Origin of the sequence: Streptomyces himastatinicus ATCC 53653 (assembly GCF_000158915.1) — a bacterium.
In the GTDB taxonomy this organism is placed as follows: Bacteria; Actinomycetota; Actinomycetes; order Streptomycetales; family Streptomycetaceae; genus Streptomyces; species Streptomyces himastatinicus.
In genome coordinates, this window is sequence record NZ_GG657754.1 from 5,163,344 (window position 1) to 5,185,969 (window position 22,626).

General features: G+C 70.0%; 22 protein-coding genes. 9 read left to right on the forward strand and 13 right to left on the reverse strand.

The window, feature by feature from the left end; translation table 11 throughout:
* Positions 1–36 precede the first annotated feature (36 nt).
* From SSOG_RS21730 to SSOG_RS21740, 3 genes are all read left to right on the forward strand, one after another.
* Positions 37–735 carry a VWA domain-containing protein gene (locus SSOG_RS21730; RefSeq protein ID WP_009716388.1) on the forward strand — a complete coding sequence of 233 codons (699 nt, stop codon included), beginning with the start codon at positions 37–39 and terminating at the stop codon, positions 733–735.
* A 145-nt stretch (positions 736–880) separates the two neighbouring features.
* Positions 881–2,635, forward strand: a complete 1,755-nt coding sequence (gene metG, locus SSOG_RS21735) for a methionine--tRNA ligase (RefSeq protein WP_009716389.1) — start codon at positions 881–883, stop codon at positions 2,633–2,635.
* An 87-nt stretch (positions 2,636–2,722) separates the two neighbouring features.
* Positions 2,723–3,112, forward strand: a complete 390-nt coding sequence (locus SSOG_RS21740) for a response regulator transcription factor (RefSeq protein WP_050799921.1) — start codon at positions 2,723–2,725, stop codon at positions 3,110–3,112.
* A 95-nt stretch (positions 3,113–3,207) separates the two neighbouring features.
* Here SSOG_RS21740 and SSOG_RS21745 read toward each other — a convergent pair whose 3' ends face one another.
* From SSOG_RS21745 to SSOG_RS21770, 6 genes are all read right to left on the reverse strand, one after another.
* Positions 3,208–3,519: a MazG-like family protein gene (locus SSOG_RS21745; protein ID WP_009716391.1), complete on the reverse strand. Its 312-nt coding sequence runs from the start codon at positions 3,517–3,519 to the stop codon at positions 3,208–3,210.
* 16 nt (positions 3,520–3,535) lie between these two features.
* A complete protein-coding gene (locus SSOG_RS21750) occupies positions 3,536–4,357 on the reverse strand; it encodes an exonuclease/endonuclease/phosphatase family protein (RefSeq protein ID WP_039941504.1) in 822 nt (273 codons plus the stop codon).
* Between the two features lie 10 nt (positions 4,358–4,367).
* Positions 4,368–4,958 (reverse strand): dTMP kinase, encoded by a 591-nt coding sequence (gene tmk / locus SSOG_RS21755; RefSeq protein ID WP_039941505.1) that lies wholly within the window; start codon positions 4,956–4,958, stop codon positions 4,368–4,370.
* Between the two features lie 5 nt (positions 4,959–4,963).
* Positions 4,964–6,073: a radical SAM/SPASM domain-containing protein gene (locus SSOG_RS48715; protein ID WP_009716394.1), complete on the reverse strand. Its 1,110-nt coding sequence runs from the start codon at positions 6,071–6,073 to the stop codon at positions 4,964–4,966.
* A gap of 74 nt (positions 6,074–6,147) precedes the next feature.
* Positions 6,148–6,342, reverse strand: coding sequence for a hypothetical protein (locus tag SSOG_RS21765; RefSeq protein WP_009716395.1), 195 nt, complete (start codon positions 6,340–6,342; stop codon positions 6,148–6,150).
* A gap of 196 nt (positions 6,343–6,538) precedes the next feature.
* Positions 6,539–6,943, reverse strand: coding sequence for an ATP-binding protein (locus tag SSOG_RS21770; RefSeq protein WP_039938309.1), 405 nt, complete (start codon positions 6,941–6,943; stop codon positions 6,539–6,541).
* 173 nt (positions 6,944–7,116) lie between these two features.
* On the opposite strand from SSOG_RS21770, the gene SSOG_RS21775 reads away from it, so the two are divergent.
* Both SSOG_RS21775 and SSOG_RS21780 read left to right on the forward strand, forming a co-directional pair.
* Positions 7,117–8,370 carry an NsdA family TPR-like regulatory protein gene (locus SSOG_RS21775; protein ID WP_245606343.1) on the forward strand — a complete coding sequence of 418 codons (1,254 nt, stop codon included), beginning with the start codon at positions 7,117–7,119 and terminating at the stop codon, positions 8,368–8,370.
* Positions 8,361–8,867 carry a GNAT family N-acetyltransferase gene (locus SSOG_RS21780; RefSeq protein WP_009716398.1) on the forward strand — a complete coding sequence of 169 codons (507 nt, stop codon included), beginning with the start codon at positions 8,361–8,363 and terminating at the stop codon, positions 8,865–8,867. Before SSOG_RS21775 ends, SSOG_RS21780 begins: the two co-directional genes overlap by 10 nt.
* 125 nt (positions 8,868–8,992) lie before the next feature.
* Here SSOG_RS21780 and SSOG_RS21785 read toward each other — a convergent pair whose 3' ends face one another.
* From SSOG_RS21785 to aspS, 3 genes are all read right to left on the reverse strand, one after another.
* Positions 8,993–9,916 carry an intradiol ring-cleavage dioxygenase gene (locus tag SSOG_RS21785; protein WP_039938312.1) on the reverse strand — a complete coding sequence of 308 codons (924 nt, stop codon included), beginning with the start codon at positions 9,914–9,916 and terminating at the stop codon, positions 8,993–8,995.
* A gap of 112 nt (positions 9,917–10,028) precedes the next feature.
* Entirely contained in the window at positions 10,029–10,868 is an 840-nt protein-coding gene (locus SSOG_RS21790; protein WP_106516653.1) for a L,D-transpeptidase family protein, read from the reverse strand.
* A gap of 56 nt (positions 10,869–10,924) precedes the next feature.
* Positions 10,925–12,742 carry an aspartate--tRNA ligase gene (gene aspS, locus SSOG_RS21795; RefSeq protein ID WP_009716401.1) on the reverse strand — a complete coding sequence of 606 codons (1,818 nt, stop codon included), beginning with the start codon at positions 12,740–12,742 and terminating at the stop codon, positions 10,925–10,927.
* Positions 12,743–12,860: 118 nt separating this feature from the next.
* Between aspS and SSOG_RS21800 the strand changes: the two genes are divergently transcribed.
* Positions 12,861–14,975, forward strand: coding sequence for an ATP-binding SpoIIE family protein phosphatase (locus SSOG_RS21800; RefSeq protein WP_009716402.1), 2,115 nt, complete (start codon positions 12,861–12,863; stop codon positions 14,973–14,975).
* Between the two features lie 107 nt (positions 14,976–15,082).
* Here SSOG_RS21800 and SSOG_RS21805 read toward each other — a convergent pair whose 3' ends face one another.
* Together SSOG_RS21805 and SSOG_RS21810 are read right to left on the reverse strand one after the other, a co-directional pair.
* Entirely contained in the window at positions 15,083–16,036 is a 954-nt protein-coding gene (locus SSOG_RS21805) for a pirin family protein (protein WP_009716403.1), read from the reverse strand.
* A 131-nt stretch (positions 16,037–16,167) separates the two neighbouring features.
* Positions 16,168–16,665 (reverse strand): SseB family protein, encoded by a 498-nt coding sequence (locus tag SSOG_RS21810; RefSeq protein ID WP_009716404.1) that lies wholly within the window; start codon positions 16,663–16,665, stop codon positions 16,168–16,170.
* A gap of 162 nt (positions 16,666–16,827) precedes the next feature.
* Between SSOG_RS21810 and SSOG_RS21815 the strand changes: the two genes are divergently transcribed.
* Positions 16,828–18,654 (forward strand): acyl-CoA dehydrogenase, encoded by a 1,827-nt coding sequence (locus tag SSOG_RS21815; protein WP_009716405.1) that lies wholly within the window; start codon positions 16,828–16,830, stop codon positions 18,652–18,654.
* Positions 18,655–18,731: 77 nt separating this feature from the next.
* Here SSOG_RS21815 and SSOG_RS21820 read toward each other — a convergent pair whose 3' ends face one another.
* Both SSOG_RS21820 and SSOG_RS21825 read right to left on the reverse strand, forming a co-directional pair.
* Entirely contained in the window at positions 18,732–19,097 is a 366-nt protein-coding gene (locus SSOG_RS21820; protein ID WP_009716406.1) for a hypothetical protein, read from the reverse strand.
* 17 nt (positions 19,098–19,114) lie between these two features.
* Positions 19,115–19,864, reverse strand: coding sequence for a TNT domain-containing protein (locus tag SSOG_RS21825; RefSeq protein ID WP_086015802.1), 750 nt, complete (start codon positions 19,862–19,864; stop codon positions 19,115–19,117).
* A gap of 192 nt (positions 19,865–20,056) precedes the next feature.
* Between SSOG_RS21825 and SSOG_RS21830 the strand changes: the two genes are divergently transcribed.
* Both SSOG_RS21830 and SSOG_RS21835 read left to right on the forward strand, forming a co-directional pair.
* Positions 20,057–21,349 (forward strand): M18 family aminopeptidase, encoded by a 1,293-nt coding sequence (locus tag SSOG_RS21830; RefSeq protein ID WP_009716408.1) that lies wholly within the window; start codon positions 20,057–20,059, stop codon positions 21,347–21,349.
* 1 nt (position 21,350) lies between these two features.
* On the forward strand, positions 21,351–22,626 hold a 1,276-nt coding region (locus tag SSOG_RS21835; protein WP_009716409.1), incomplete at its 3' end, for an AfsR/SARP family transcriptional regulator.

The following is a 22,626-nucleotide window of genomic DNA, read 5'->3' on the forward strand; positions in this document are numbered from 1 at the left end:
GCCGACGACAAGCCCGCCACCGCCACCGCTGGCAACGTGGACCTCGGCGGGCTCGCCGGGAAGGGGGCCGCTGCCGGGGACGCGCTGGCGGGGCTCGGGCTCGGCGGGGCACGGGCCGTCGTCTACCTCGTCCTCGACCGTTCCGGCTCAATGCGGAACTACTACAAGGACGGCACCGTCCAGCACTTCGCCGAGCAGACGCTCGCCCTCTCGGCGAGCGTCAACGACAGCGGCACCCTGCCCATCGTGTTCTTCTCGACGGACATCGACGGCACCGCCGAGATCGCCGTGGACGACTACAACGGCCGGGTCGAGGAGCTGCACGCCTCGCTCGGGCACATGGGGCGGACGAATTACCACCGGGCGATCGAAGCGGTGATCGAGCACTACAAGGCGTCCGGCACGAAGGACCCCGCCCTCGTCGTCTTCCAGACGGACGGCGCGCCCACCGGCAAGGCGGCGGCCGAGAAGGCGCTGTGCGAAGCGGCGGGGCTGCCGCTGTTCTGGCAGTTCGTCGGGTTCGGCGATCCGGAAGCGAAGGGGTTCGACTTCCTCCGTAAGCTCGGCACCTCACCGGCGCTCGCCGTACCCGCCAAGCGGGCGCTGGACAACGCGGCGTTCTTCCACGCCGGTCTCGACCCCCGGTCGCTGTCCGACGCGGAGGTCTACGGGGAGCTGCTGAAGGCGTTCCCGGGGTGGCTCGAGGGGGCTCGGGCCGCGGGCGTCCTCGCGTAGTACGGACACAGCACAGCCGAGGGCCATCCGCGCACCGAAACACCGCGCGGGTGGCCCTCGGCGCTCGGATACGATATGGGCGGCCGCTGCGACCCGTGCAGCGAGCCGAAAGTCACCCACCGTACCGACTTGGGAGCAGCCTGCAATGGCTCGACACCTCATCACCAGCGCCCTTCCCTACATCAACGGGATCAAGCACCTGGGCAACATGGTGGGGTCCATGCTCCCGGCCGACGTCTACTCCCGTTATATGCGCCAGCGCGGCCACGACGTGCTGTACATCTGCGCCACGGACGAGCACGGCACCCCGGCCGAGCTGGCCGCCAAGGAGGCGGGGCTGCCGGTGGACGTGTTCTGCGCGCAGCAGCACGACGCGCAGAAGGCGATCTACGACGGCTTCGGCCTGGCCTTCGACTACTTCGGCCGCAGCTCCTCCGCGCAGAACGTCGAGATCACCCAGCGGATCGCGCGCGAGCTGAAGGGACACGGCTTCATCGAGGAGCGGTCGATCCGGCAGGTGTACTCCAACGCCGACGGCCGCTTCCTCCCCGACCGCTACATCGAGGGCACCTGCCCGCACTGCGGTTACGACCGGGCCCGCGGCGACCAGTGCGAGAACTGCACCCGGGTGCTGGACCCGACCGATCTGATCGACGCCCGCTCCGCGATCAGCGGCAGCAGCGATCTGGAGATCCGGGAGACCAAGCACCTGTTCCTGCTCCAGTCGAAGCTGGCCGAGGAGGTCGGGACCTGGGTCGAGGAGAACGGGAAGCAGTGGCCGACCCTCGCCTCCTCCATCGCCCGCAAGTGGCTGACGGAGGGGCTCCAGGACCGCGCGATCACCCGCGACCTGGACTGGGGCGTTCCGGTCCCGGCGGACACCTGGCCGGAGCTGGCGGCCGAGGGCAAGGTCTTCTACGTGTGGTTCGACGCCCCGATCGAGTACATCGGCGCGACGAAGGAGTGGGCGGACCGGGACCCGGAGAACCGCGACTGGAAGTCGTGGTGGTACGACGTGGACACCACCGTCCGCTACACCGAGTTCATGGCGAAGGACAACGTCCCGTTCCACACGGTGATGTTCCCGGCCACGCTGCTCGGCACCCGGGACGTCTGGAAGAAGGTCGACTTCGTCAAGGCGTTCAACTGGCTGACGTACTACGGCGGCAAGTTCTCCACGTCGCAGAAGCGCGGGGTGTTCACGGACGCCGCGCTGGAGGTGCTGCCCGCCGACTACTGGCGCTACTTCCTGATGGCGAACGCGCCCGAGTCCGACGACACCTCCTTCACCTGGGAGCACTTCACCGCCACGGTCAACAAGGACCTGGCGGACACCCTCGGCAACTTCGTCAACCGGGTGCTGTCGTTCTCCCGCAAGCGGTTCGGCGACGAGGTCCCGGCGGGGAAGGCCGCGGGGGAGGCCGAGGAGCGGCTCGGCGAGGAGATCGCGCGGCTGCTGGCGGAGTACGAGGAGCACATGGACACGCTCCAGTTCCGCAAGGCGGCGGCGGCGCTGCGCGCCCTGTGGAGCGCGGGCAACTCCTACCTGGAGGAGAAGGCCCCCTGGCTGGAGATCAAGTCCGACCAGGAGGCGGCGGCCCTCACGCTCCGCACGGCGATGAACCTGATCCACCTCTACGCGATCGTCTCGGAGCCCTTCATCCCGGCGGCGGCGGCGGCCATGCGGTCGGCGTTCGCGCTGGAGGGGGACACCGCGCGGTGGGTCGGCCAGGAGGAGGCCAGGGCGCTGGCGTCGGTCCCGGCGGGCACGGGCTTCACGGTGCCGCCGGTGCTCTTCGCGAAGATCACCGAGGAGGACCTGGAGTCCTACCGGGAGCGCTTCGGCGGCACGGAGGAGCCGGTGGCGGCCGAGGAGCCCACGGAGCCCAAGGCGAAGTAAGGACGGCGTCGATCGTTCGGCAACCGTACGTTTAGCCCGCTCGATGACCCTGTGGAGGCAACCTCCACAGGGAAGTCGAGGAACCCAGTGCCGGACCCAAGTGTCACGGTGTCGGTCCACGGCCCCGATCCGCTCGCGCGGGCCGGGGTCGTCCGCCATCTGGATCAGCAGCCCAGCGTCGAGCTGACGCACCGGACCGGCACGGTGGCCGTCATGCTCGCCGAACGCCTCGACGCCCGCGCCGGGGCCGAGCTGCGCCACCTGGTGCGGGGCGGGCGGCAGCGGGTGGTCCTGGTCGCGGGCGAGCTGCGCGAGGCGGAACTGCTGACGGTGATGGAGTACGGCGTACGGGCGGTGCTGTGGCAGCACCGGACCACGCCCCGGCGGCTGCTGCGCGCGGTGCACCGGGCCGCCCGCGCGGAGCGGGGCGAGCCGTGCGGCGTGGACCGGCGGCTGACCGACCTCTTCCCGCGCTGACGCTCAGCGCATCACGTCGTACGCGGGCACATCGCGTCGACAGGGCATCAAAACTTACTCAGCGCCATAGTTGCCGTATGCATCACCCGCTCGGGTCAACCCAACGAGCGGTCAGCGATCTGCCGCAGCCGCTCCTCGAAGACGCTGGCAGCGTCCGGCGTGAACGAGGCGAGCGCGACCATGCCCGTCAGGATCACGTCGCACAGCTCCTTGCGGACGTCGTCCTCGGTGTGGCTCGCGCCCTTCCTCGGGTTCGAGCCGAGCATTCCGTGCATCGCCTCGGCGACCTCCCCGGCCTCCTCGGTGATCTTGAGTACACGCATGATCCGCGTCGCGTCAGGGGCGAGCGGGCTCTCCGCATCCAGCCACTCACGCAACCGCTCGACGGTCTTCCAGGTCTCATCCATCACAGTCCTCCAGGGGTCAGAACAGCGCCGGTACCAGTTCGGCGGCCTCAGTGGGGTCGGTTACCGGCAGCGTCCTCGCAGGGTGCAGAGCGAGCGAGACGGTGAGCGCGGAATGGTCGGTGAGCCGGTCCGTACCCGTACGCGGTTCGTGGACGTAGGAGCAGGCACGTAGCTCGGCCGCCAGGCGCGCCGACGCGTGCGCGTGGTCGTAGCGGTAGCCGTCACCGGTCCGGCCCACCCACGAGTATTCGGCGGCGTCCGGGTGCAACGCGCGGAACGCGTCGCGGTACCCGGTCGCCCCCAACCATTCGTAGAACCCGTACTCGAACGGCTGGAAGAACCGGTACGTGGGCCTGTGCTCAGGCTCCAGCACGTTGAAGTCGCCGAGCACCAGCCCCAACCCGGCGTCACCGCGCGGCAAACCCGTGCGGCACTGTTCGAGGAACGTCCGCTTCCGCGTGGTCTTCGCTTCCGACGCATCCCGAGAGGGCACGTACAGGCCGGTGATGTCGAGCGGGCCTTCATCGGTCGCGACGGTCACCGACACCGCGCGGTGCGGCAGGTACCCGACGGAGGCCGGCCCCTGCTGGGTCGGCAGGCGACTCACGATCATCGCGCCGCGCTCGCCACGTTCCGGCCGGGAAAAGGTGACCGCGTATCCGGCGTCACCGAACTGGGAGGCCAGGAAGGTGCAGCCAGCGCTGTCGACCGTCTCGGTCAGTACAAGCACCTGCTCGGGCCGCGCCGCGAGGTACGCGAGCTGGCGTTCGGCGCGTTCTCTTGACGGATTATTGAGGTTGAACGTCAGCACGTCGAGCGAACTCGCCTGGCTGGTCATGAGCTGCACCTCATCCACGGTTCCTGATCGCCGCGACGATGTCGCGAGCGATCCTTTCCGGCCCTTCGGTGGTCACGTCGAACTGGACGACGTGCACGCCTGCGGCCATGAGGAACCTAGCCGCTTCGCGGAACGCCGCGCATTCCCGCTGGCTGCTGCCAAACTCCCGCTCGTAGCGGCTGTGCGCGCCCCGCTCGGTCAAACGCTTCTCGATCACGTCGTCGCGAGCGTTGAGGATGACGGCCAGGTCGGGCATGTCGGCGTGCCTGTTGAGTTCCCAGACCAGGTCACGGCCGACGCCGTCCATCACCTGTAGCACCAGCGAGGAGGCGACGTAGCGGTCACACACGACGACGTCGCCACGCGCCACCGCAGGTCGGATCTCGTCTTCAAGGTGCTGGTACCGGTCGGCTGCGATCAGGCAGGCCATCGCCATGCCGCGGTAGTCGTCGGTGCCCTGCCGGGCGAGTCGCCCCAGTGCGGTGTCGCTGGGCTCCCGTGTGGCGTGCGCCGTCACGCAGGCGGCGCGCAGCTCGGCGACGACGGCGGCCGTCAGGGTGGATTTGCCCACGCCGCCCGGTCCGTCGATCGTCACGAACATCCCGGTCACGACACCCCCACCACGGGAAGCGCACGGGGCTGGTGCGGCACGACGGGACACTGCTCGCTGTCGACGGCGCCGATGCGGTGCCCGGCGGCGACGACGGCCGCGGGGCAGCCCTTCCCGCAGCGGCTCGACATGGAGCAGCCTCCGCACGTGTCGTTCCCGCCGAGGTCCCACCGGTCGCTGAACCGGCCGTAGGCGTCGAGTCGCGCGGCCACGTCGTCGTGCTCCCACACGTTCCCGACGAGGAAGTCCGTGTCCGGGTGCTGGCTGACCTTCGTGCGAGCGGCGAACGCCAGGTAGGGGCAGACTGCGACCTCGCCCTTGGTGAAGACGTAGATGATCGTCCCCGCCTCACACCCGGAGAGGGGCTTGCCGTCGTTCGGGAACCGGATGTGGACCATGTCCACGCCCTCGTCGGCGAACGGCATCGTCAGGTCGCGAATGTGCCGCATGTGATCGTCCGGGCGGCGCAGCTTCCGTGACGAGTTCGCACCTCTGCCCATTTCGCCGAGCGGGTTCATCAGTACGTACGTCGCGCCCTGGTCCCGGGCGAACGCGCACAGCTCGGCGTACTCCTCGTCCTGTGCAAGGTTGTTCGGCGTGCACAGCAGCCCCTGGAGAATGCCCGCCTTCGCGAACCGCTTCACCGTCGCCACGGTCTCGTCGAAGCCCTCGGGTCGGCCCCGGAACTTCCCGTGCGAGTCGGCAGAGAACCCATCCAGGCTGACATTCATGTGAGCGTCGAGCGCAGCGAGTTCACGGATCTGCTCGTCGGTGACCATCGTCGCGTTGGTACACAGCCCGACACCCATGCCTGCCTCACGGAAGTCGGCCGTGATCTGGAGCAGGTCGGGATGCATGAACGGCTCCCCGCCGGTGAGTGTCACCCGGTTCACCCGGGCCTCGGCGAGCTGTGGGATCAGCCGTTCCCGGACGCCGTCGAGGGGCATGTAGTCGCCGCGTTTCGTCGCGGACACGAAGCAGTGTGCGCACTTTTCGTTGCACGGCTCGCACACCTGGATCAGAGCCTTGCGGTGGGGATGGTCAACGGTCGTGCGGAAGTAACAGGACGCGGCCTGTTCGCCAGTGATGATCGGTCGTGCAGTCATGCGGCCTCCGTGGATTCGGGTGGAAACCGGCTACCGGCCGGCCGCCGTGACGCAGCGCGGCCGGGGGCCGGAGATCAGCGGGCGGGAGCCTGGTCCCGCGCTTGGATGTACCGGCGTGCTTTGCCGCGCATCCGGTTCAGGCAGTCCTCGCACGCGAAGATCGGCGCGTGCCATCCGTCTTCCTGGAACGGGCCGACGAACAGCACCAGGACGCCAGAGCGCTCGCAGTACAGCCAGCACTCGCCGGTCGCCCACTCTCGCCAGGCCATTCGTTCGCTCCTGTACCGGGGACCCCCGGGCCTGCCTCCGACGGGGGGCGGTTGCAGGCCCGGGGCGTCTCAACCCCATGCCGACACCTGACTGGATCGGCGGAGGGGAATCTTCACTTCGTCGCGATGCCGTAGCCCACGGCCGCCAATGAGGCGAGCACCGTCAGGACGTAGACCACCTGGGCGCGGAGCGGCGTCACGGGCTGACCTCCAGCTCGGCCCAAACCCGTTTCCCCCAACGCATTGGATCGACGCCCCACTTCTGGGACATCGCAGCGACTATCGCCAGCCCCCGGCCATTCACGTCGTCCTCCCCCGCGTCGCACAGAGTCGGCAGCTTGCGGGACCGGTCGGTGACCGCGATCCGCACGCGCTTGGGGCCGACCCTCGACACCTTCACCCGGATCATTTCCAGCCGCGCATGCTTGACGGTGTTCGACACCAGCTCGGTCACCACCAGCCAGGCCGAGTCCTCGACGTCTTCCAGGCCCCACACCCGCAGCGACGACGACACCAGTCCCCGCGCCGCACTTGCCGATTCCCGCTCTCGACGCATCGTCTCGCTGTACGCGGGGACGCCCGTTGCTGATGGCTCGGTCATCGTGCTCACGCCGCTCCTCACCTTCGGGTTCGGGGGTGACTCCAGGCGACACCCAGTGAACGACCGGCACGACAGCGGCGACAGGTGGAACCAGGTGGAAGTACAGCGCATGACCCCGGTGATTTTTACTTTCACGCTGTCGTGACCTGATCGCGGAGCGCTACCTTCGTCCTGTGTACGCAAACGCCAAGCTGGAAGCGCGAATCGAACAACTCGGCTTCTCCCAGGTCGGTTTGGCCAGGGAAATCAACCTTGCGGTCGAACGATTGACCGGTTCTCCTGGATTAGTCACTGACGCAGACGTGCGCCGCTGGTTGCGATACGAGACCAAGTGGCCGCAAGACCGCATCCGGCTTTGCATCGAAGAGGTGCTCGACACCTCGTCCGAGGACTTAGGGTTCACCCCCCGGCGCAGGAAGAGTCGTGCACCATCGGAGGACGGGCCCGTGCAGCGTCGCGCATTCGTCAATGCAGTAGGCGGAGCGGGGTTGAGCCTCGCTATTCCGCAGGGAAGGCAGAAACGGCTGGGTATCAGTGACGTCGATAGGTTTCATCAGGACTACGTGCAGATCCTCCAGGAAGACCGGGTTGTAGGAGGCACGAGGCGGGTGGAGAACCTGGCCATCGAGCTTGGTACGCGGGTCCAGTCCGCGCTCACCACCGGGGCGGTCTCCAGCCGCGTACGGGACATGCTGCATCGTCTTGCTGCCGACGCGATGGCGGCTGCGGCGTTCGCCGCCCTCGACGCAAGCTCCCCGAAGCGGGCTCGCGCACACCTGGACAAGGCCATGACCTTGGCCGGCCTGTCGCGAGATAGCCAGACGAGGTACCGCGTGTGGGATCACCTGATGCTCGCGTCGAGTATGCGAGAGAACCATGCTGAGGCTGCTGCTGCTGCCGATGTGATGAAGCGATCGACCGCAGCACGGTGTGATCCTCTTTTTGCCTCTCTCGGGCACATGCGCAACGCCAACGCGCTGGCCCGACTGGATCAGCGCACAGACGCCTTACGCGCTCTCGAACTGGCAGAGAAGCACTTCGGCCGCATCGCTCAGTCGGTGCGCTCAGACTGGATCAGCTTCTACGGGGTCGCCGAGTTCGACGCCTTGTCCTCGTACGTATGGACAGCGGTCGGGGAGCACGGCCGGGCGGAATTCTGTCTGCACCGAACGCTGTCGGCCATTCCCGAGGGTATGGCCCGCGACAGAGCGCTGTTCACCGCGCATCTATCTCTGGCGCAGGTCAGGCAGGGTGAGCTTGAATTGGGCTGCGCCACCGCGAGGAAGGCGTCAGCCCTGCTGCTTCCCGGCTCCGGGTCACGAAGGACTGCCAAGACCTTGGCCAGGGGGCGCGAACTGCTCATCGCCTCCGGATCGAAGGCCCCTGAAGTAACGGGGTGGACTGAGGAGTCTCGACAATGGATCTGAGGCGGTACGGTCACGTCGACGCTCAAGACGTGCGTTCGATGCTGCTGGACATCCACGACGAGGTGTATGCAGACGACCCCGACCCGTTCCACTCTCGCGAGCGTTTCACGTACTTCCTGAACCTGTGGTCCTCACGGAAGAACTGGAGATGCGTATCCGGCTGGGAGAACGGCGGCCCGGTCGGCTATGCCTACGGCTCAGTCCTCGCGCCCGGTGGCTGGTGGCAAGGCAGCACCCGGCCCAGTGATCTACGAGGCCCCGTGTTCGCGCTGTCGGAACTCATGGTGTTACCCAAGTGGCGCGGGACCGGCAGAGCCAAGACGATCCATGACGCACTGATAGCTCCCGTCGATGCGAGGGTGGTGTCGCTTCAGGTGGAGATCGCACACAAGAAGGTCGTGCGGCTCTACGAGAGCTGGGGGTATCGAAAGGTGGACGAGTCCACGTCACACGACGACTCGCCCCACTACGCGGTGATGCTCAGGGATCTCCGGTAGCTGTCAGCGAAACGGCCGCCCGCGATGTCGCTGGGCGGCCGTACGTGGTGCCCGGAACCGGACGTGAACCGGAACCGGAGCCGGAACCCCCGGAGAGCCCCCCACGAGCTCCCCGGGGGCCGCCGTCACATGCCGGTGCCGTCGTTCGTCGCGTCGGGGTCGACGCCGAGGGTCAGCGAGCCGACGACCCCCTTGGCGATCTTCCCCTTGCGGTACTGGAGCTTCAGCAGACCGCCCTCGGCCCCGTTGCCGGGGTAGATGGTGTCCTCGTCCAGGGTGGTGCGCGGAGTGGTGCTGGTGCTGTACGGCGCCACCTCGGCGGAGGCGAGCACGGACTCCTCGTCGAAGAAGAGCTGCCCGGTGTGGCAGGCGTGGCCGCCCTCGTAGCCGGAGTCGGTCATCTTGCCGCCCACGTGCACCTTGGTGTGGATGTGCACGCACCGGCCCCGGTACCAGCCGGGGAAGACGGTGGTGAACTCCACGAACCCGTGCCGGTCGGTGAGCTGGGTGCCGCGCAGGTACCGCTTGTCGTCGGTCGGATCCTGGTGGCCGCCGCCGGGCGGGGCCCCGGTCGGTGCGCCGGTGGGCGTGTCCGTGGGGGTGCCGGTGGGCGGCGCGCCGGTCGGCGGGGTGCCGCCGCCGCTGCTGGAGTCCTCGTAGCCGGAGTACAGCCCGAGCGCGTCGCAGTGCCAGATGTCGACGGCGGCCTTCGCCAGCGGTTTGCAGGTCTCGGAGTCGATCAGTTTGAGCCGGAGGGTCATCGGGATGCCCGCCTTGCCCTCCGTGATGTTCTTTCTGATCTTGTCGGCGTCGATGTAGTACGGGCCCTCGGTGGTCTCCGAGGTGAGCTTGTAGCAGACCTCCTTGGACGGGGAGGAGGCCGACGCCGAGGGCGAGGCGGAGGTGGAGCCGTCGGGCGAGGCCGAGGCGGTGGTGGCGGCGACGGTGCCCAATCCGGCTGCCGCGACCGCGGCGCCGCCCGCCACGACGACCCGACGCCTCGTCATGTCCCGCCCGTTCGCGGGGGTGTTCTCCTGGGGTTCGGTCATGGCAGAGGACGCTAGAGCCGCAACCTGGCAAGGGCATGGGTGCTCCCTGTGAATGCCTGTGCGAACGACGTCAATGAGCCAAGTCGGCCCGCCGAAGGTTCAGCGAGGCATGTCAGCGGGCCAGCGAGTCCGAGGGGCCCATCACCACGACCGGATGGCGCGCGGGATCGAGCGTACGCAGCAGCTTCCGCATATGCGCCTTGGAGAGGCTGACGCAGCCCTGGGTGGGCCCGTCGTGGTCGACGTGGAACCAGATGCCGCCGCCCCGGTCCTCGCCCAGCGGGCGGGTCCAGTCGCGCGGGGAGGTCCCGGCCTTCCGGTTGTAGTTGATCGCCACGACGTAGTCGAAGGCCCCGGCCAGCGGCTCACCCTCGGCACCGGTGCCGGTGATGGTGAAGCCCTGCTCGGCGTGGTCGTAGGTGAGCCGGGTGCCGGGGTCGGGCAGCTTCCCGCCCGCGTCGGTGAGGGGGAAGACGCCGATCGGGGAGCGGAGGTCGCCCTGCCGGTGGTGGTCGGTCCAGCCGCGGGCGGCGTTGTGCGCCTTCCAGGAGGGTCCGGCCCGCCAGGTGGGGCCGCCGTCGGCGTCGCCCTCCCGGTCGCCGGTGGTCCCCTCCGCCGCGGAGCGCTCGTAGAGCACGACGGAGGAGCGGGTCGCGTTACGGCCGTTGCCGGTGACGACCACGACCTGCTCGGCGTCCCGGGGCACCTCGGCGCGGGTGCGCGGCCCGAGCCCGGGCAGGTCGCCCGCCCGCTCGGCGGGGGCGGGCCGCCCGGCGGGGCTCTGTGTGCCCGTGGGGGCGCCCGCCGCGCCGGACCGGCCCGCGGTGCCCTTGGCGTCCGCGGAGCCCTTGGCGTCCGCGGCGTGCTTACGGGACCCGTCCCCGGGTCCCGCGCAGCCCGCGAGCACCGCGATGAGCAAGGCCGTGGCAACGGCCGGAATCCGTACCCTCACTGTGTCCTCCACCCCTGGGAACCCACCGGGCACGGACTCCTCTCTCTTCCGCGCCGTTACTCGGCGTCTTTCCCCTCGACCGGCTTCTCAGCCTTCTCGGCCTTCTCGGCCTGCTTGATCTGCGGCTTGCGCACCGACAGGTGCAGCTCGCGCAGCCGGGCCTCGTCCACCTCGCTGGGCGCGCCCATCAGCAGGTCCTGGGCGTTGCCGTTGAGCGGGAAGGCGATGGTCTCGCGGATGTTCGGCTCGTCGGCGAGCAGCATGACGATGCGGTCGACGCCGGGGGCGATGCCACCGTGCGGCGGCGCCCCGAAGTGGAACGCGCGCAGCATGCCGCCGAATTCCCGCTCGACCTCGTCGCGGGAGTATCCGGCGATCCCGAACGCCTTGAACATCACGTCCGGCTCGTGGTTCCGGATGGCGCCGGACGACAGCTCGGTGCCGTTGCAGACGATGTCGTACTGCCACGCCAGGATGTCCAGCGGGTCCTGGTTCTCCAGCGCGTCCAGGCCGCCCTGCGGCATGGAGAACGGGTTGTGGGAGAACTCGATCTCGCCGGTGTCCTCGTTCCGCTCGAACATCGGGAAGTCCACGATCCAGCAGAACCGGAAGACGTTCTCCTCGAAGTGGCCGGTCCGCTTGGCGGCCTCGACGCGCACCGCGCCCATGATCTTGGAGACCTCGTCGAAGTCGCCCGCGCCGAAGAAGATCGACGTGCCGGGCTTGCCCTCGACCTCGGCGATCAGCTTCTCGACGTCCTCGTCGGTGAGGAACTTGGCGATCGGCCCGGTGAGCTTGGAGTCCTCACCGATCCGGACCCAGGCAAGACCCTTGGCGCCCTGCTCTACCGCGAACTCGCCCATCTGGTCGAAGAACTTCCGCGGCTGCTCGGCGGTGTCCGGCACGGCCAGCGCGCGCACGTGCTTGTCGGCGAACGCCTTGAAGCCGGAGCCCGCGAAGACATGGCTGACGTCGACCAGTTCCAGCTGCGCGCGCAGGTCCGGCTTGTCGGAGCCGTACTTCAGCATCGCCTGGCGGAACGGGATCCGCGGGAACGGCGAGGTGACGTGGCGGCCGTTGCCGAACTCCTCGAACAGCTCGGTCATCACCTTCTCGATGACCTCGAAGACGTCCTCCTGCTCGACGAAGCTCATCTCGACGTCGAGCTGGTAGAACTCGCCCGGGGAGCGGTCGGCGCGGGCGTCCTCGTCGCGGAAGCAGGGCGCGATCTGGAAGTAGCGGTCGAAGCCCGCGATCATCAGCAGCTGCTTGAACTGCTGCGGGGCCTGCGGCAGGGCGTAGAACTTGCCCGCGTGCAGCCGGGACGGGACCAGGAAGTCACGCGCGCCCTCGGGCGAGGTGGCGGACAGGATCGGGGTCGCCATCTCGTTGAAGCCCTGCGCGGTCATCTTCTGCCGGATCGCGGAGATCACGGCGGAGCGCAGCATGATGTTGCGGTGCATCCGCTCCCGGCGCAGGTCCAGGAAGCGGTGCTCCAGACGCCGCTCCTCGCCGACCCCGTCCTCCGGGTAGACGGTGAAGGGCAGCGGGTCGGCCGCGCCGAGCACCTCGACGTCGGCGACCTCGACCTCGATCTCGCCGGTCGGCAGTTCGGGGTTGACGTTGTCGGCGCCGCGGGCGATCACCCGGCCGTCGACGCGGACGACGCTCTCCTTGGAGATCGAGCTGAGCTTCTCGTTGGCCGCGGTGTCGGGCCGGACGACGAGCTGCACCAGGCCGTAGTGGTCGCGCAGATCGATGAAGAGGATGCCGCCCAGGTTCCGTCGATTGTGCAGCCAGCCGGAGAGCCGTACGTCGGTGTCGACGTCAGCGGCGCGGAGCTGGCCACAGTTGTGGGACCGGTACCGATGCATCATTCATCCAAGTCGTCAGGTCGGGATTGTTGCGTACCCTCGTGTAGCTTCCGGCCAAGCCTACCGGCGCCGTGACCTTCACTGGTAAGCGCGCGGAAAATGCCCATAAGGTAGCGCAATGCGCACCGAGGACCTGCTGGCCGCCATAGCGACCGGACTGTGGCGGTGGGACAGCGTCTCGGGCGCCGTCTCCTACGACGCCGAAGCGGCCCGCCTGGTGGGGCTGCCCGCCGAGGCGGTCACGCTCCCCGAGGCCGCGGCCCGGGCCTGCTTCCACCCGGCGGACTGGCTGGAGATCCAGTCCATCGTGGCGCTGGCGGCGGCCGAGGGCACCCTCGCCGAGGCCCGGATGCGCATCGTGGACGAGAAGGGCAAGGTGCTGCGCACCGTGCGCACCCGGTCGCGGCCGGTCGACCGCGCTGACGGCCGAGACGGTCAGCTGCTGATCGGCACCCTCCAGGAGGTCCCCGAACCGCTGCCCGGCACCACCGCGGGCGGCACCCCGGTCACCGGCGACTGGCGGCGCAACCGCGAGGCGTTCCTGCTGGACGCCGGGCGGGCGCTGGCCGAGGCGATGTCCACCGCCGAGGTGCTGCGGGTGGCCGCGGGGCTGTCCATGCCCGGCTTCTCGCCGGACGGGCTCGCGGTCTTCGGCGTCAAGGGGGACCGGATCTCGCTGATCGGCCACCACGGGCACCGCATCGACACCGAGCACCCCGCCGCCGACATGCCGGCGGCCACCGACCATCCGGCGGCCGAGGTGGTCCGTACCGGCCGGGCGGTCTATCTGCCCTCGCCGGAGGAGTACCGCGGCCGGTTCCCGGCCGCCTGGCGCCGGATGCGGCCCCTCAAGCGCCGGTCCTGGGCCTTTCTGCCGCTGATCGTCGCGGGCCGCACCATCGGCGCGTGGATGGCCGGGTTCGCGCACCCGGTCGCGTTCTCGCCCGACGAGCGCTCGGTGCTCACCACGATCGCGCGGATGCTGGCCCAGGCGCTGTCCCGGGCCGCCCTCCAGGAGACCGAGCGCGAGCTGTCGGACGGCCTCCAGCGCTCCATGCTGCCCGCCGCCAAGCCCGACATCCCGGGGCTCACGGTGGCCGCGCGCTACGTGCCGACCGGCGGCGGGCTCCAGGTCGGCGGCGACTGGTACGACGTGATCGCGCTGCCCTCGGGGCGCACCGCCCTGGTGATCGGCGACGTCCAGGGGCATGACGTCCGGGCCGCCGGGATCATGGGGCAGCTGCGGATCGCGGTCCGGGCGTACGCCTCCGAGGGCCACCACCCGGACGCGGTGCTCGCCCGCGCCTCCCGCTTCCTGTGCGGGCTCGCGGACCCCGGCGGGGACGGGGCCAACGACCCGCGGTTCGCGACCTGCCTGTACATGGAGGTCGATCCGGTCGCGGGCACCCTGGACATCGCCCGGGCGGGCCATCCGGACCCGGCGGTCCGGCTGGCCGACGGCACGATGATGATCCGCCCCACCGCGGGCGGACTGCCGCTGGGCGTCGACCCGGAGGGCGACTACCCCACCACCCGGCTGGTGCTGGAGCCCGGCGAGACGCTGCTGATGTGCACCGACGGGCTGATCGAGACCGGTGGCCACGATCTGGAGACCGGCTGGGACCGGATCCGGTCGATCTTCGAGCACCCGGCGACCGCGACCGACGGCCCCCATGATCTGGAAGCGCTCGCCGAGGCCCTGGTGCAGGCCGTGCACGGGCCGCCCTCGCACCACACCACCGGCCCCCTCGCCGACCGCCGCGAGGACGACATAGCGCTGCTGCTGATCCGCCGGGACGCGGAGGTGTGCCTGGTCGGGCCCGGTTCGGCGCCGGTGCGGCGTACCGCGATCACGCTCGCGCAGGCCGAGCCGGAGCGGATAGCGGGCGCCCGCCGCCAGCTGCGCGACATGCTGCACGACTGGGCGGACCCGGACCAGGTCGAGTCGGCGGTGCTGCTGCTCTCCGAGATGGTCACCAACGTCCTGGTGCACACCGACGGGGACGCCTTGCTGGTCGCCGAGGTCAGCGGGCGGCGCGGCTCCAGACGGCTGCGGCTCGACGTCGCGGACGGCAGCGACGAGCTGCCGCACCGCCGCCGCCCCGGCGAACTCGCGTCGTCGGGGCGGGGGCTGATGCTGATGGAAATGCTGGCCGACGCCTGGGGCGTCGACCCGCGCGGCGACGGCAAGTGCATCTGGTACGAACTGCACGAACGCCCGCCGGAGCCGTAGGCCCGCGGCACCGGGGCCGCGGGGCGGCTGCGGAGGCGGAGCCGCCGCATCGTCCGGGCCCGGCCGCTCGGGCCGAGGCACGGGCCCGGGACAGCGCCCGGTCCCGCTTACTCGGCGTCAGCCGGAACCGTGCCGAGCTTTCCGGCGCGGAAGTCGTCGAAGGCCTGGGACAGTTCGGCGTGGGTGTTCATCACGAACGGGCCGTAGTGCATCATCGGCTCGCGGATCGGCTGCCCGCCGAGCAGCACCACCTCGAAGTTGGGGCTGCGCGACTCCTGCGCCGCGTCCGCCCGTATCGTCAGCGCGTCACCGTCGCCGAAGACCACCGTCTGCCCGGTGCGGAAGGGCCGCTGCTCGGCGCCCGCGGTGCCGCGCCCGGCGAGCCCGTAGGCCAGGGCGTTGAAGTCGGTGCGCCAGGGCAGGGTCAGCTCGGCGCCGGGGTTCAGCGACACGTGCAGCATGGTGATCGGGGTGTGGGTGACGCCCGGGCCCTGGTGGCCGTCGATGTCGCCCGCTATCAGCCGCAGCAGCGCACCGCCGTCGGCGGAGGTGAGCAGCTTGACCTTGGCGCCACCGATGTCCTGGTAGCGCGGCGGCATCATCTTGTCCTTGCTCGGCAGGTTCACCCACAGCTGGAGCCCGTGGAAGAGGCCGCCGGACATGACCAGGGACTCCGGCGGGGCCTCGATGTGGAGCAGCCCGGCGCCCGCGGTCATCCACTGGGTGTCGCCGTCGTTGATCGTGCCGCCGCCACCGTGCGAGTCCTGGTGCACGAAGGTGCCGTCGATGAGGTACGTCACGGTCTCGAAGCCGCGGTGGGGGTGCCAGGGGGTGCCCTTGGGCTCGCCCGGCGCGTACTCCACCTCGCCCATCTGGTCCATCATGATGAACGGGTCGAGGTGCTGGTAGTCGATGCCGGCGAAGGCGCGCCGCACCGGGAATCCCTCGCCCTCGAAGCCGCTGGGCGCGGTGGCGACGCCGAGCGCCGGACGCGGGCGCGCCTCGGCGGGGGCTGCGACCCGGGGCAGGGTCAGGGGGTTGTCTACGGTCACTGCGGGCATGACGGCCTCCTCGGTCGTTCATCATTCAACTTAATTGAAGGCTGAACGACCCGCAAGAGGGGCCCTATTCCGGCTCTAGCGGGACACGAGGGGTGTGAGGGATGCCTCAGCCATCCGCGAAGCGATGGCGTCTAGCCATACATGCGCCGCATGGCGAAGTCGACCATCTGCTCCACGGCCTTCGCGTCGAAGACCATGCGGTGCTCACCCTCCATGTCGAGGACGAAGCCGTAGCCGGTCGGCAGCAGGTCGATCACCTCGGCACCGGTGATCACGAAGTACTTGGACTCCTTGCCCGCGTACCGCCGCAGCTCCTTGAGCGAGGTGAACATCGGGATCACCGGCTGCTGGGTGTTGTGCAGCGCGAGGAAACCCGGATTGTCACCGCGCGGACAGTAGACCTTGGAGGCCGCGAAGATCTGCTGGAAGTCCTCGGCCGCCATCGAGCCCGTGGTGAAGGCGCGCACCGCGTCCGCGAGGGACGGCGGCGAGGGCTCGGGGTACAGCGGCTGCCCACCGTAGCCGGGCCCCGGCTGTGAGTGGTGTGACGCATGCGGCTGCTGTTGCGGCGGAGGTGGCGGGGCGGCGTAACCCTGCCCAGCGCTCGCGTTCTGGTCGTAGCCGTACATGAGCTGAAGCGTACTGAGTCACAGTTAGCGGGTTGAGGGTTGCCCTTTATTACCCACGGGTAGCATCATGGCGACACCGGATTGACTGCACCGGACTCTGCTTGATCGATACCGCGCCACGAAGAGGTCCCTGCCTCTCCCGAGCCTTACGGAGCCGTCGCCATGGGGCACTACAAGTCGAATCTCCGCGACATCGAGTTCAACCTCTTCGAGGTGCTCGGCCGCGACAAGCTGTACGGCACCGGACCGTTCGCGGAGATGGACATCGAGACCGCCAAGAGCGTGCTCGCCGAGATATCCCGGCTCTCGGAGAACGAGCTGGCCGCTTCCTACGCCGATTCGGACCGCAACCCGCCGGTCTTCGACCCGAAGACGAACACGGCGCCGCTGCCCGAGTCGTTCAAGAAGAGCTACCGGGCGTACATGGACGCCGAGTGGTGGCGGCTCGGGGTACCGGAGAGCCTCGGCGGCACCTCCTGCCCGCGCTCCCTGCTGTGGGCCTCGGCCGAGACCATCCTCGGCGCCAACACCCCGATCTGGATGTATGCCTCCGGACCGGCCTTCGCGGGGGTGCTGCACGACGAGGGCACCGAGGAGCAGCTGAAGATCGCGCAGCTGATGGTGGACAGGCAGTGGGGCTCCACCATGGTGCTGACCGAGCCCGACGCGGGCTCTGACGTGGGCGCCGGCCGCGCCAAGGCGGTCCAGCAGGAGGACGGCACCTGGCACATCGAGGGCGTCAAGCGCTTCATCACCTCCGGTGAGCACGACGTCTCCGACAACATCATCCACTTCGTGCTGGCCCGCCCCGAGGGCGCGGGACCGGGCACCAAGGGGCTGTCCCTGTTCGTCGTCCCCAAGTACGACTTCGACTGGGACAGCGGTGAGCTGGGCGAGCGCAACGGCGTCTACGCGACCAACGTCGAGCACAAGATGGGTCTGCGCGTCTCCAACACCTGCGAGCTGACCTTCGGCGCCGACACCCCGGCCAAGGGCTGGCTGCTGGGCGAGAAGCACGACGGCATCCGCCAGATGTTCAAGATCATCGAGTTCGCCCGGATGATGGTCGGCACGAAGGCCATGGCCACCCTCTCCACCGGCTACCTCAACGCGCTGGAGTACGCCAAGGAGCGCGTCCAGGGCCCGGACCTGGCGGCCTTCACCGACAAGAGCGCCCCGCGCGTCACCATCACCCACCACCCGGACGTGCGCCGCTCGCTCATGACGCAGAAGGCGTACGCGGAGGGCCTGCGCGCGCTCGTCCTCTACACCGCCTCCGTCCAGGACGAGATCATGGTCCAGGAGGCCGCGGGCGAGGACGCCTCGGCCAACAGCCGCCTCAACGACCTGCTGCTGCCGATCGTCAAGGGCTACGGCTCGGAGAAGGCGTACGAGCAGCTGGCGCAGTCCCTCCAGACCATCGGCGGCTCCGGCTACCTCCAGGAGTACCCGCTGGAGCAGTACATCCGGGACGCCAAGATCGACACCCTCTACGAGGGCACCACCGCCATCCAGGGCCAGGACTTCTTCTTCCGCAAGATCGTCCGGGACCAGGGCCAGGCGCTGACCGTCCTCTCCGAGGAGATCAAGAAGTTCCTGGCGGAGGCCGCGGGCGGCGAGGAGCTGGCCCCGGCCCGCGACCGGCTCGCCCAGGCCGCGGTCGACCTGGAGGGCATCGTGGGCGCCATGCTCACCGACCTCTCGGCCACCGAGCAGGACGTCTCCTCGATCTACAAGGTCGGCCTCAACGCCACCCGGCTGCTGCTCGCCTCCGGCGACGTGGTGATCGGCTACCTCCTCCTGCGCGGCGCGGCCGTGGCCACGGAGAAGCTGGGCGGGGCCACCACCAAGGACGTGCCGTTCTACGAGGGCAAGATCGCGGCCGCGAAGTTCTTCGCCAACGAGGTCCTGCCGGGCGTCTCGGTGCAGCGCGCGCTGGCCGAGTCCGTCACCAAGGAGCTGATGGACCTGGACGAGGCCGCCTTCTAACGTCCCAAGCCTCGTTCCACAGACCCGGGAGCCGGTCGCCCCTCTCCTTCACCGGGGGGCGGCCGGCTCCCGCCTCTTCATGTCTCCTTGTCGGGCGGGTGCTCCCGCAGGGCCCGCTCCACCTCCTCACGCGCCTGGCGCCGCAGCTCCTCGTTCTGCGCCAGCAGCTCCTCGATCGTCTCCTGCCCGGCTTCGGGCGGACGCGGCCGGGCCCGCAGCTTGGCCAGCAGGTCCTGGCACGCCTCGTCCTCGGTGGCGAAGCGGCTGACGTCCTTGTCCACCGAGCGCTCCCACAGTCCCGTCACCCAGCCGCCGTCCGGCGCGGGCCGCAGGAAGTAGTAGGCGTCCGGCTGGACTTCGATGTCGGCCGCGCCGGGAATGTCGTACAAAGCGTCCGGGACCTGCTCGGCGCGCAGCACCCGGACGAGTTCCGTTCTGTCCACGGCACCAGGATGCGTGGTCAGTTCAGCGGCCGCAGGTTACCCGCGGCAACGAGCTGAGGAATCGACGGTCCCGTCAGATACTGCAGCCCGAAGCCCGGCTGGGCGAACCAGGGTCGGATGGGCCCGGCGTCCACCAGGAACGGCTTGGTGACCTCGTAGAGGTGATAGCCGTACGGGTACGCCGGATCGTAGGTGTTCAGGTTGCTCGGCGGCAGCGCGCGCTCCGCGTACGGGGTGCCCGCCGGGGCGAGGAAGTGGCCGAAGCCGCTGCCGAAGAGATCGACCTTCTGACCCACCTTCAGCGTGATGGTGGACTTGAGCGGTACGCCGTTCAGCAGGACCCAGCCGTCCGGGTACGGATACCACCAGCCGCCGGTCTGCTCGTTCCAGTAGCACGTCAAAAAAGCGGAGGCGGACAGGCCGTCCAGCCGCTCGTAGCCCCTCAGCATCTGTCCGATCGCGCCCCTGCGCGGAAGTTCGGCGGGCCCGAGCCGCCAGTCGCCCTTGTAGTACCGCTGGAACGGCTGTGTGGGCGCGGAGTTGGTTCCCCCGGTGCGGTCGGTGGTGGGACAGGGCGGGTGGCCCTTGGCACCGGCATCCGCCCCGTCCTCCGCCCCCGCCGCATCGGGCGTGGGCTTGGGCGCCGGGGCCGGTGCGGGCAGCCGCCCGGCGGGGAGCAGCCCGGCGGGGTCCGCCATGGCCTGTCCTCCGCCGCACAGCAGCAGCAGCGACCCCAGGACGACGAGGAGGTGTCGAAGAACGCGCATCCGCTGTCCCCTTGAGTGCGTCGGTGAGCGGTTAAGGGGACTATCGGCAGATACGCGAGTTTTATACCGCCGGTCTGACGTGCTTTCATCAGATTGGATCAACGCGACCCCACGGATGGGCCCCCTTCACCACCCGCCCCTGGGCGCACGGCTCCCCGGCGGGCGGGGCGGTCCCGAATCTATGCTGATGTCATGAGCGCACACCCCGGCATCGACCGCGGCCATACCGATGACCTGATGTCCTTCCTCCGCGCCAGCCCTTCGCCGTACCACGCGGTGGCGAACACGGCAGAGCGCCTGGAGAAGGCGGGGTTCCGGCAGGTCGAGGAGACGGCGGCCTGGGACGGCGCGGCGGGCGGGCGGTACGTACTGCGGGGCGGCGCGATCATCGCCTGGTACGTGCCGGAGGACGCGACCCCGTCCACTCCGTACCGAATTGTCGGCGCTCACACCGACTCTCCCAATCTTCGCGTCAAGCCGATCCCCGACACCGGGGCCCACGGCTGGCGCCAGATCGCCGTCGAGATCTACGGCGGTGCCCTCCTCAACACCTGGCTCGACCGCGACCTCGGGCTCTCCGGCCGGATCACCCTCCGGGACGGCTCCAGCCATCTCGTCACCGTCGACAGACCCTTGCTGCGCGTGCCGCAGCTCGCCGTGCATCTCGACCGGTCCGTGAACACCGACGGCCTCAAGCTCGACAAGCAGCGCCATATGACGCCCATCTGGGGGCTGGGCAGCGCCGAGGAGGGCGACCTCATCCGGTTCGTCGCCGAGGAGACCGGGGTCGCGGCGGAGGACGTGACCGGCTGGGACCTGATGGTGCACAGCGTCGAGCCGCCCGCCTATCTCGGGCGGGACCGCGAGCTGGTCGCCGGGCCCCGGATGGACAACCTGCTGTCCGTGCACGCCGGGACGGCCGCGCTCACCGCCGTCGCGGCCCGCCCGGAGCTGCCGTACATCCCGGTGCTCGCCGCCTTCGACCACGAGGAGAACGGCAGCCAGTCCGACACCGGGGCCGACGGCCCGCTCCTCGGTAACGTGCTCGAACGTTCCGTCTACGCGCGCGGCGGCGGCTACGAGGACCGGGCCCGGGCCTTCGCCGGGACCGTCTGCCTGTCCTCCGACACCGGCCACGCGGTCCACCCCAATTACGCCGAACGCCATGAACCGGGCCACCACCCACGGCCCAACGGAGGTCCCATCCTCAAGGTCAACGTCAACCAGCGGTACGCCACCGACGGCTCCGGGCGGGCCGTCTTCGTCGCCGCCTGCGAGCGCGCGGGCGTGCCCTGGCAGAGTTTCGTCTCCCACAACGCGATGCCGTGCGGCACCACGATCGGCCCGATCACCGCCGCCCGGCACGGCATCGCCACCGTCGACATCGGCGTCGCGATCCTGTCCATGCACTCCGCGCGCGAACTGTGCGGCGCACAGGACCCGCGGCTGCTCGCCAAGGCACTGACCGCCTTTCTGGAGGGCTGAGTTGGACTTCTCCCTGCTGGGCCCCGTGACCGTTACCACGGGCCCCGTGGAGGCCCCCGTCGAGCTTCCGCTGGGGCCGGCCAAACGCCGCAGCGTGCTCGCGATGCTGCTGCTGCGCCCCAACTCGACGGTCTCCGTCGATCAGTTGGTCGCGGGTCTGTGGGAGGACGAGCCTCCCGCCCACGCCCGTACCGTCATCCAGGGCCATGTCTCCCGGCTGCGCGCGGCCCTCGCGGAGGGCGGCGCCGACGAGCACGGCATCGAGCTGACCACCCACAGCTCCGCCTATCTGCTCCGGCTGCCCGCCACGCTCGTGGACACCGTGCGCTTCGACGACCTGGTGGCCGGCGCCGACCCCGAGTCCGCGCCCGCCGACGCCGTACCGATGCTGCGCCGGGCGCTCGGGCTGTGGCGCGGCCCGGCGCTCACCGGGACGGTGGCCAGCCCGCCGTTCGCGGCGGCCGCGCACGCCCTGGAGGAGCGGCGGCTGACCGCAGTCGAGGCCCTCGCCCGGGCGCACGGGGCGCTCGGCGAGTACGAGAAGGCGGCGAGCGTACTGCACCCGGCGGCCCTCGGCAATCCGCTGCGCGAGGGGCTGATCGCGGACCTGATGCTGGTGCTGTACCGCACCGGGCGGCAGTCCGACGCGATCGCCTGGTTCCACCGCACCCGCGAGATGCTCGCCGACGACCTGGGCGTCGACCCGGGGGAGCGGCTGAGCGCCGCGTACCAGGAGATCCTGCGCGCCGCGCCCGTGCCGGAACCGCAGCCCGAGCCACGTGATCCCCGCGAACCGCGCGATCCCCGCGTCGGGGGCGAGGCGGCGGCCCCAGCCGCACCTGCCGCGCCCGCCGCAGCCGCGGCGGCCTCCGGCCCCGCGCCGGAGCTGCTGCCACGGCCTCCCGCCGGGTTCCTGGGCCGGGACGCGGAGCTGGCCGAGCTGACCCGGCTGGCGCTGCCCGGCGCCGGACAGGACCGGCCGTACGGCGGTGCTCCCGCCGGGCTCCCCGCCGAGGGCGGCATCGCCCTCGTCACCGGGCCCGCCGGGGTCGGCAAGACGGGGCTGGCCGTGCACTGGGGCCATGCGTACGCCGCCGCCTTCCCCGACGGGCGGCTCTTCGCCGATCTGCGCGGCTTCAGCGGCGGTGAGGAGGCGGAACCCGCCGCCGTGCTGCGCGAGTTCCTGCTCGCCATGGGCACCCCCGCCGACCAGATACCGCCCTCGGAGCAGGCCGCGGGGGCGCTCTACCGCTCGCTCGTGGCCCAGCGGCGGCTGC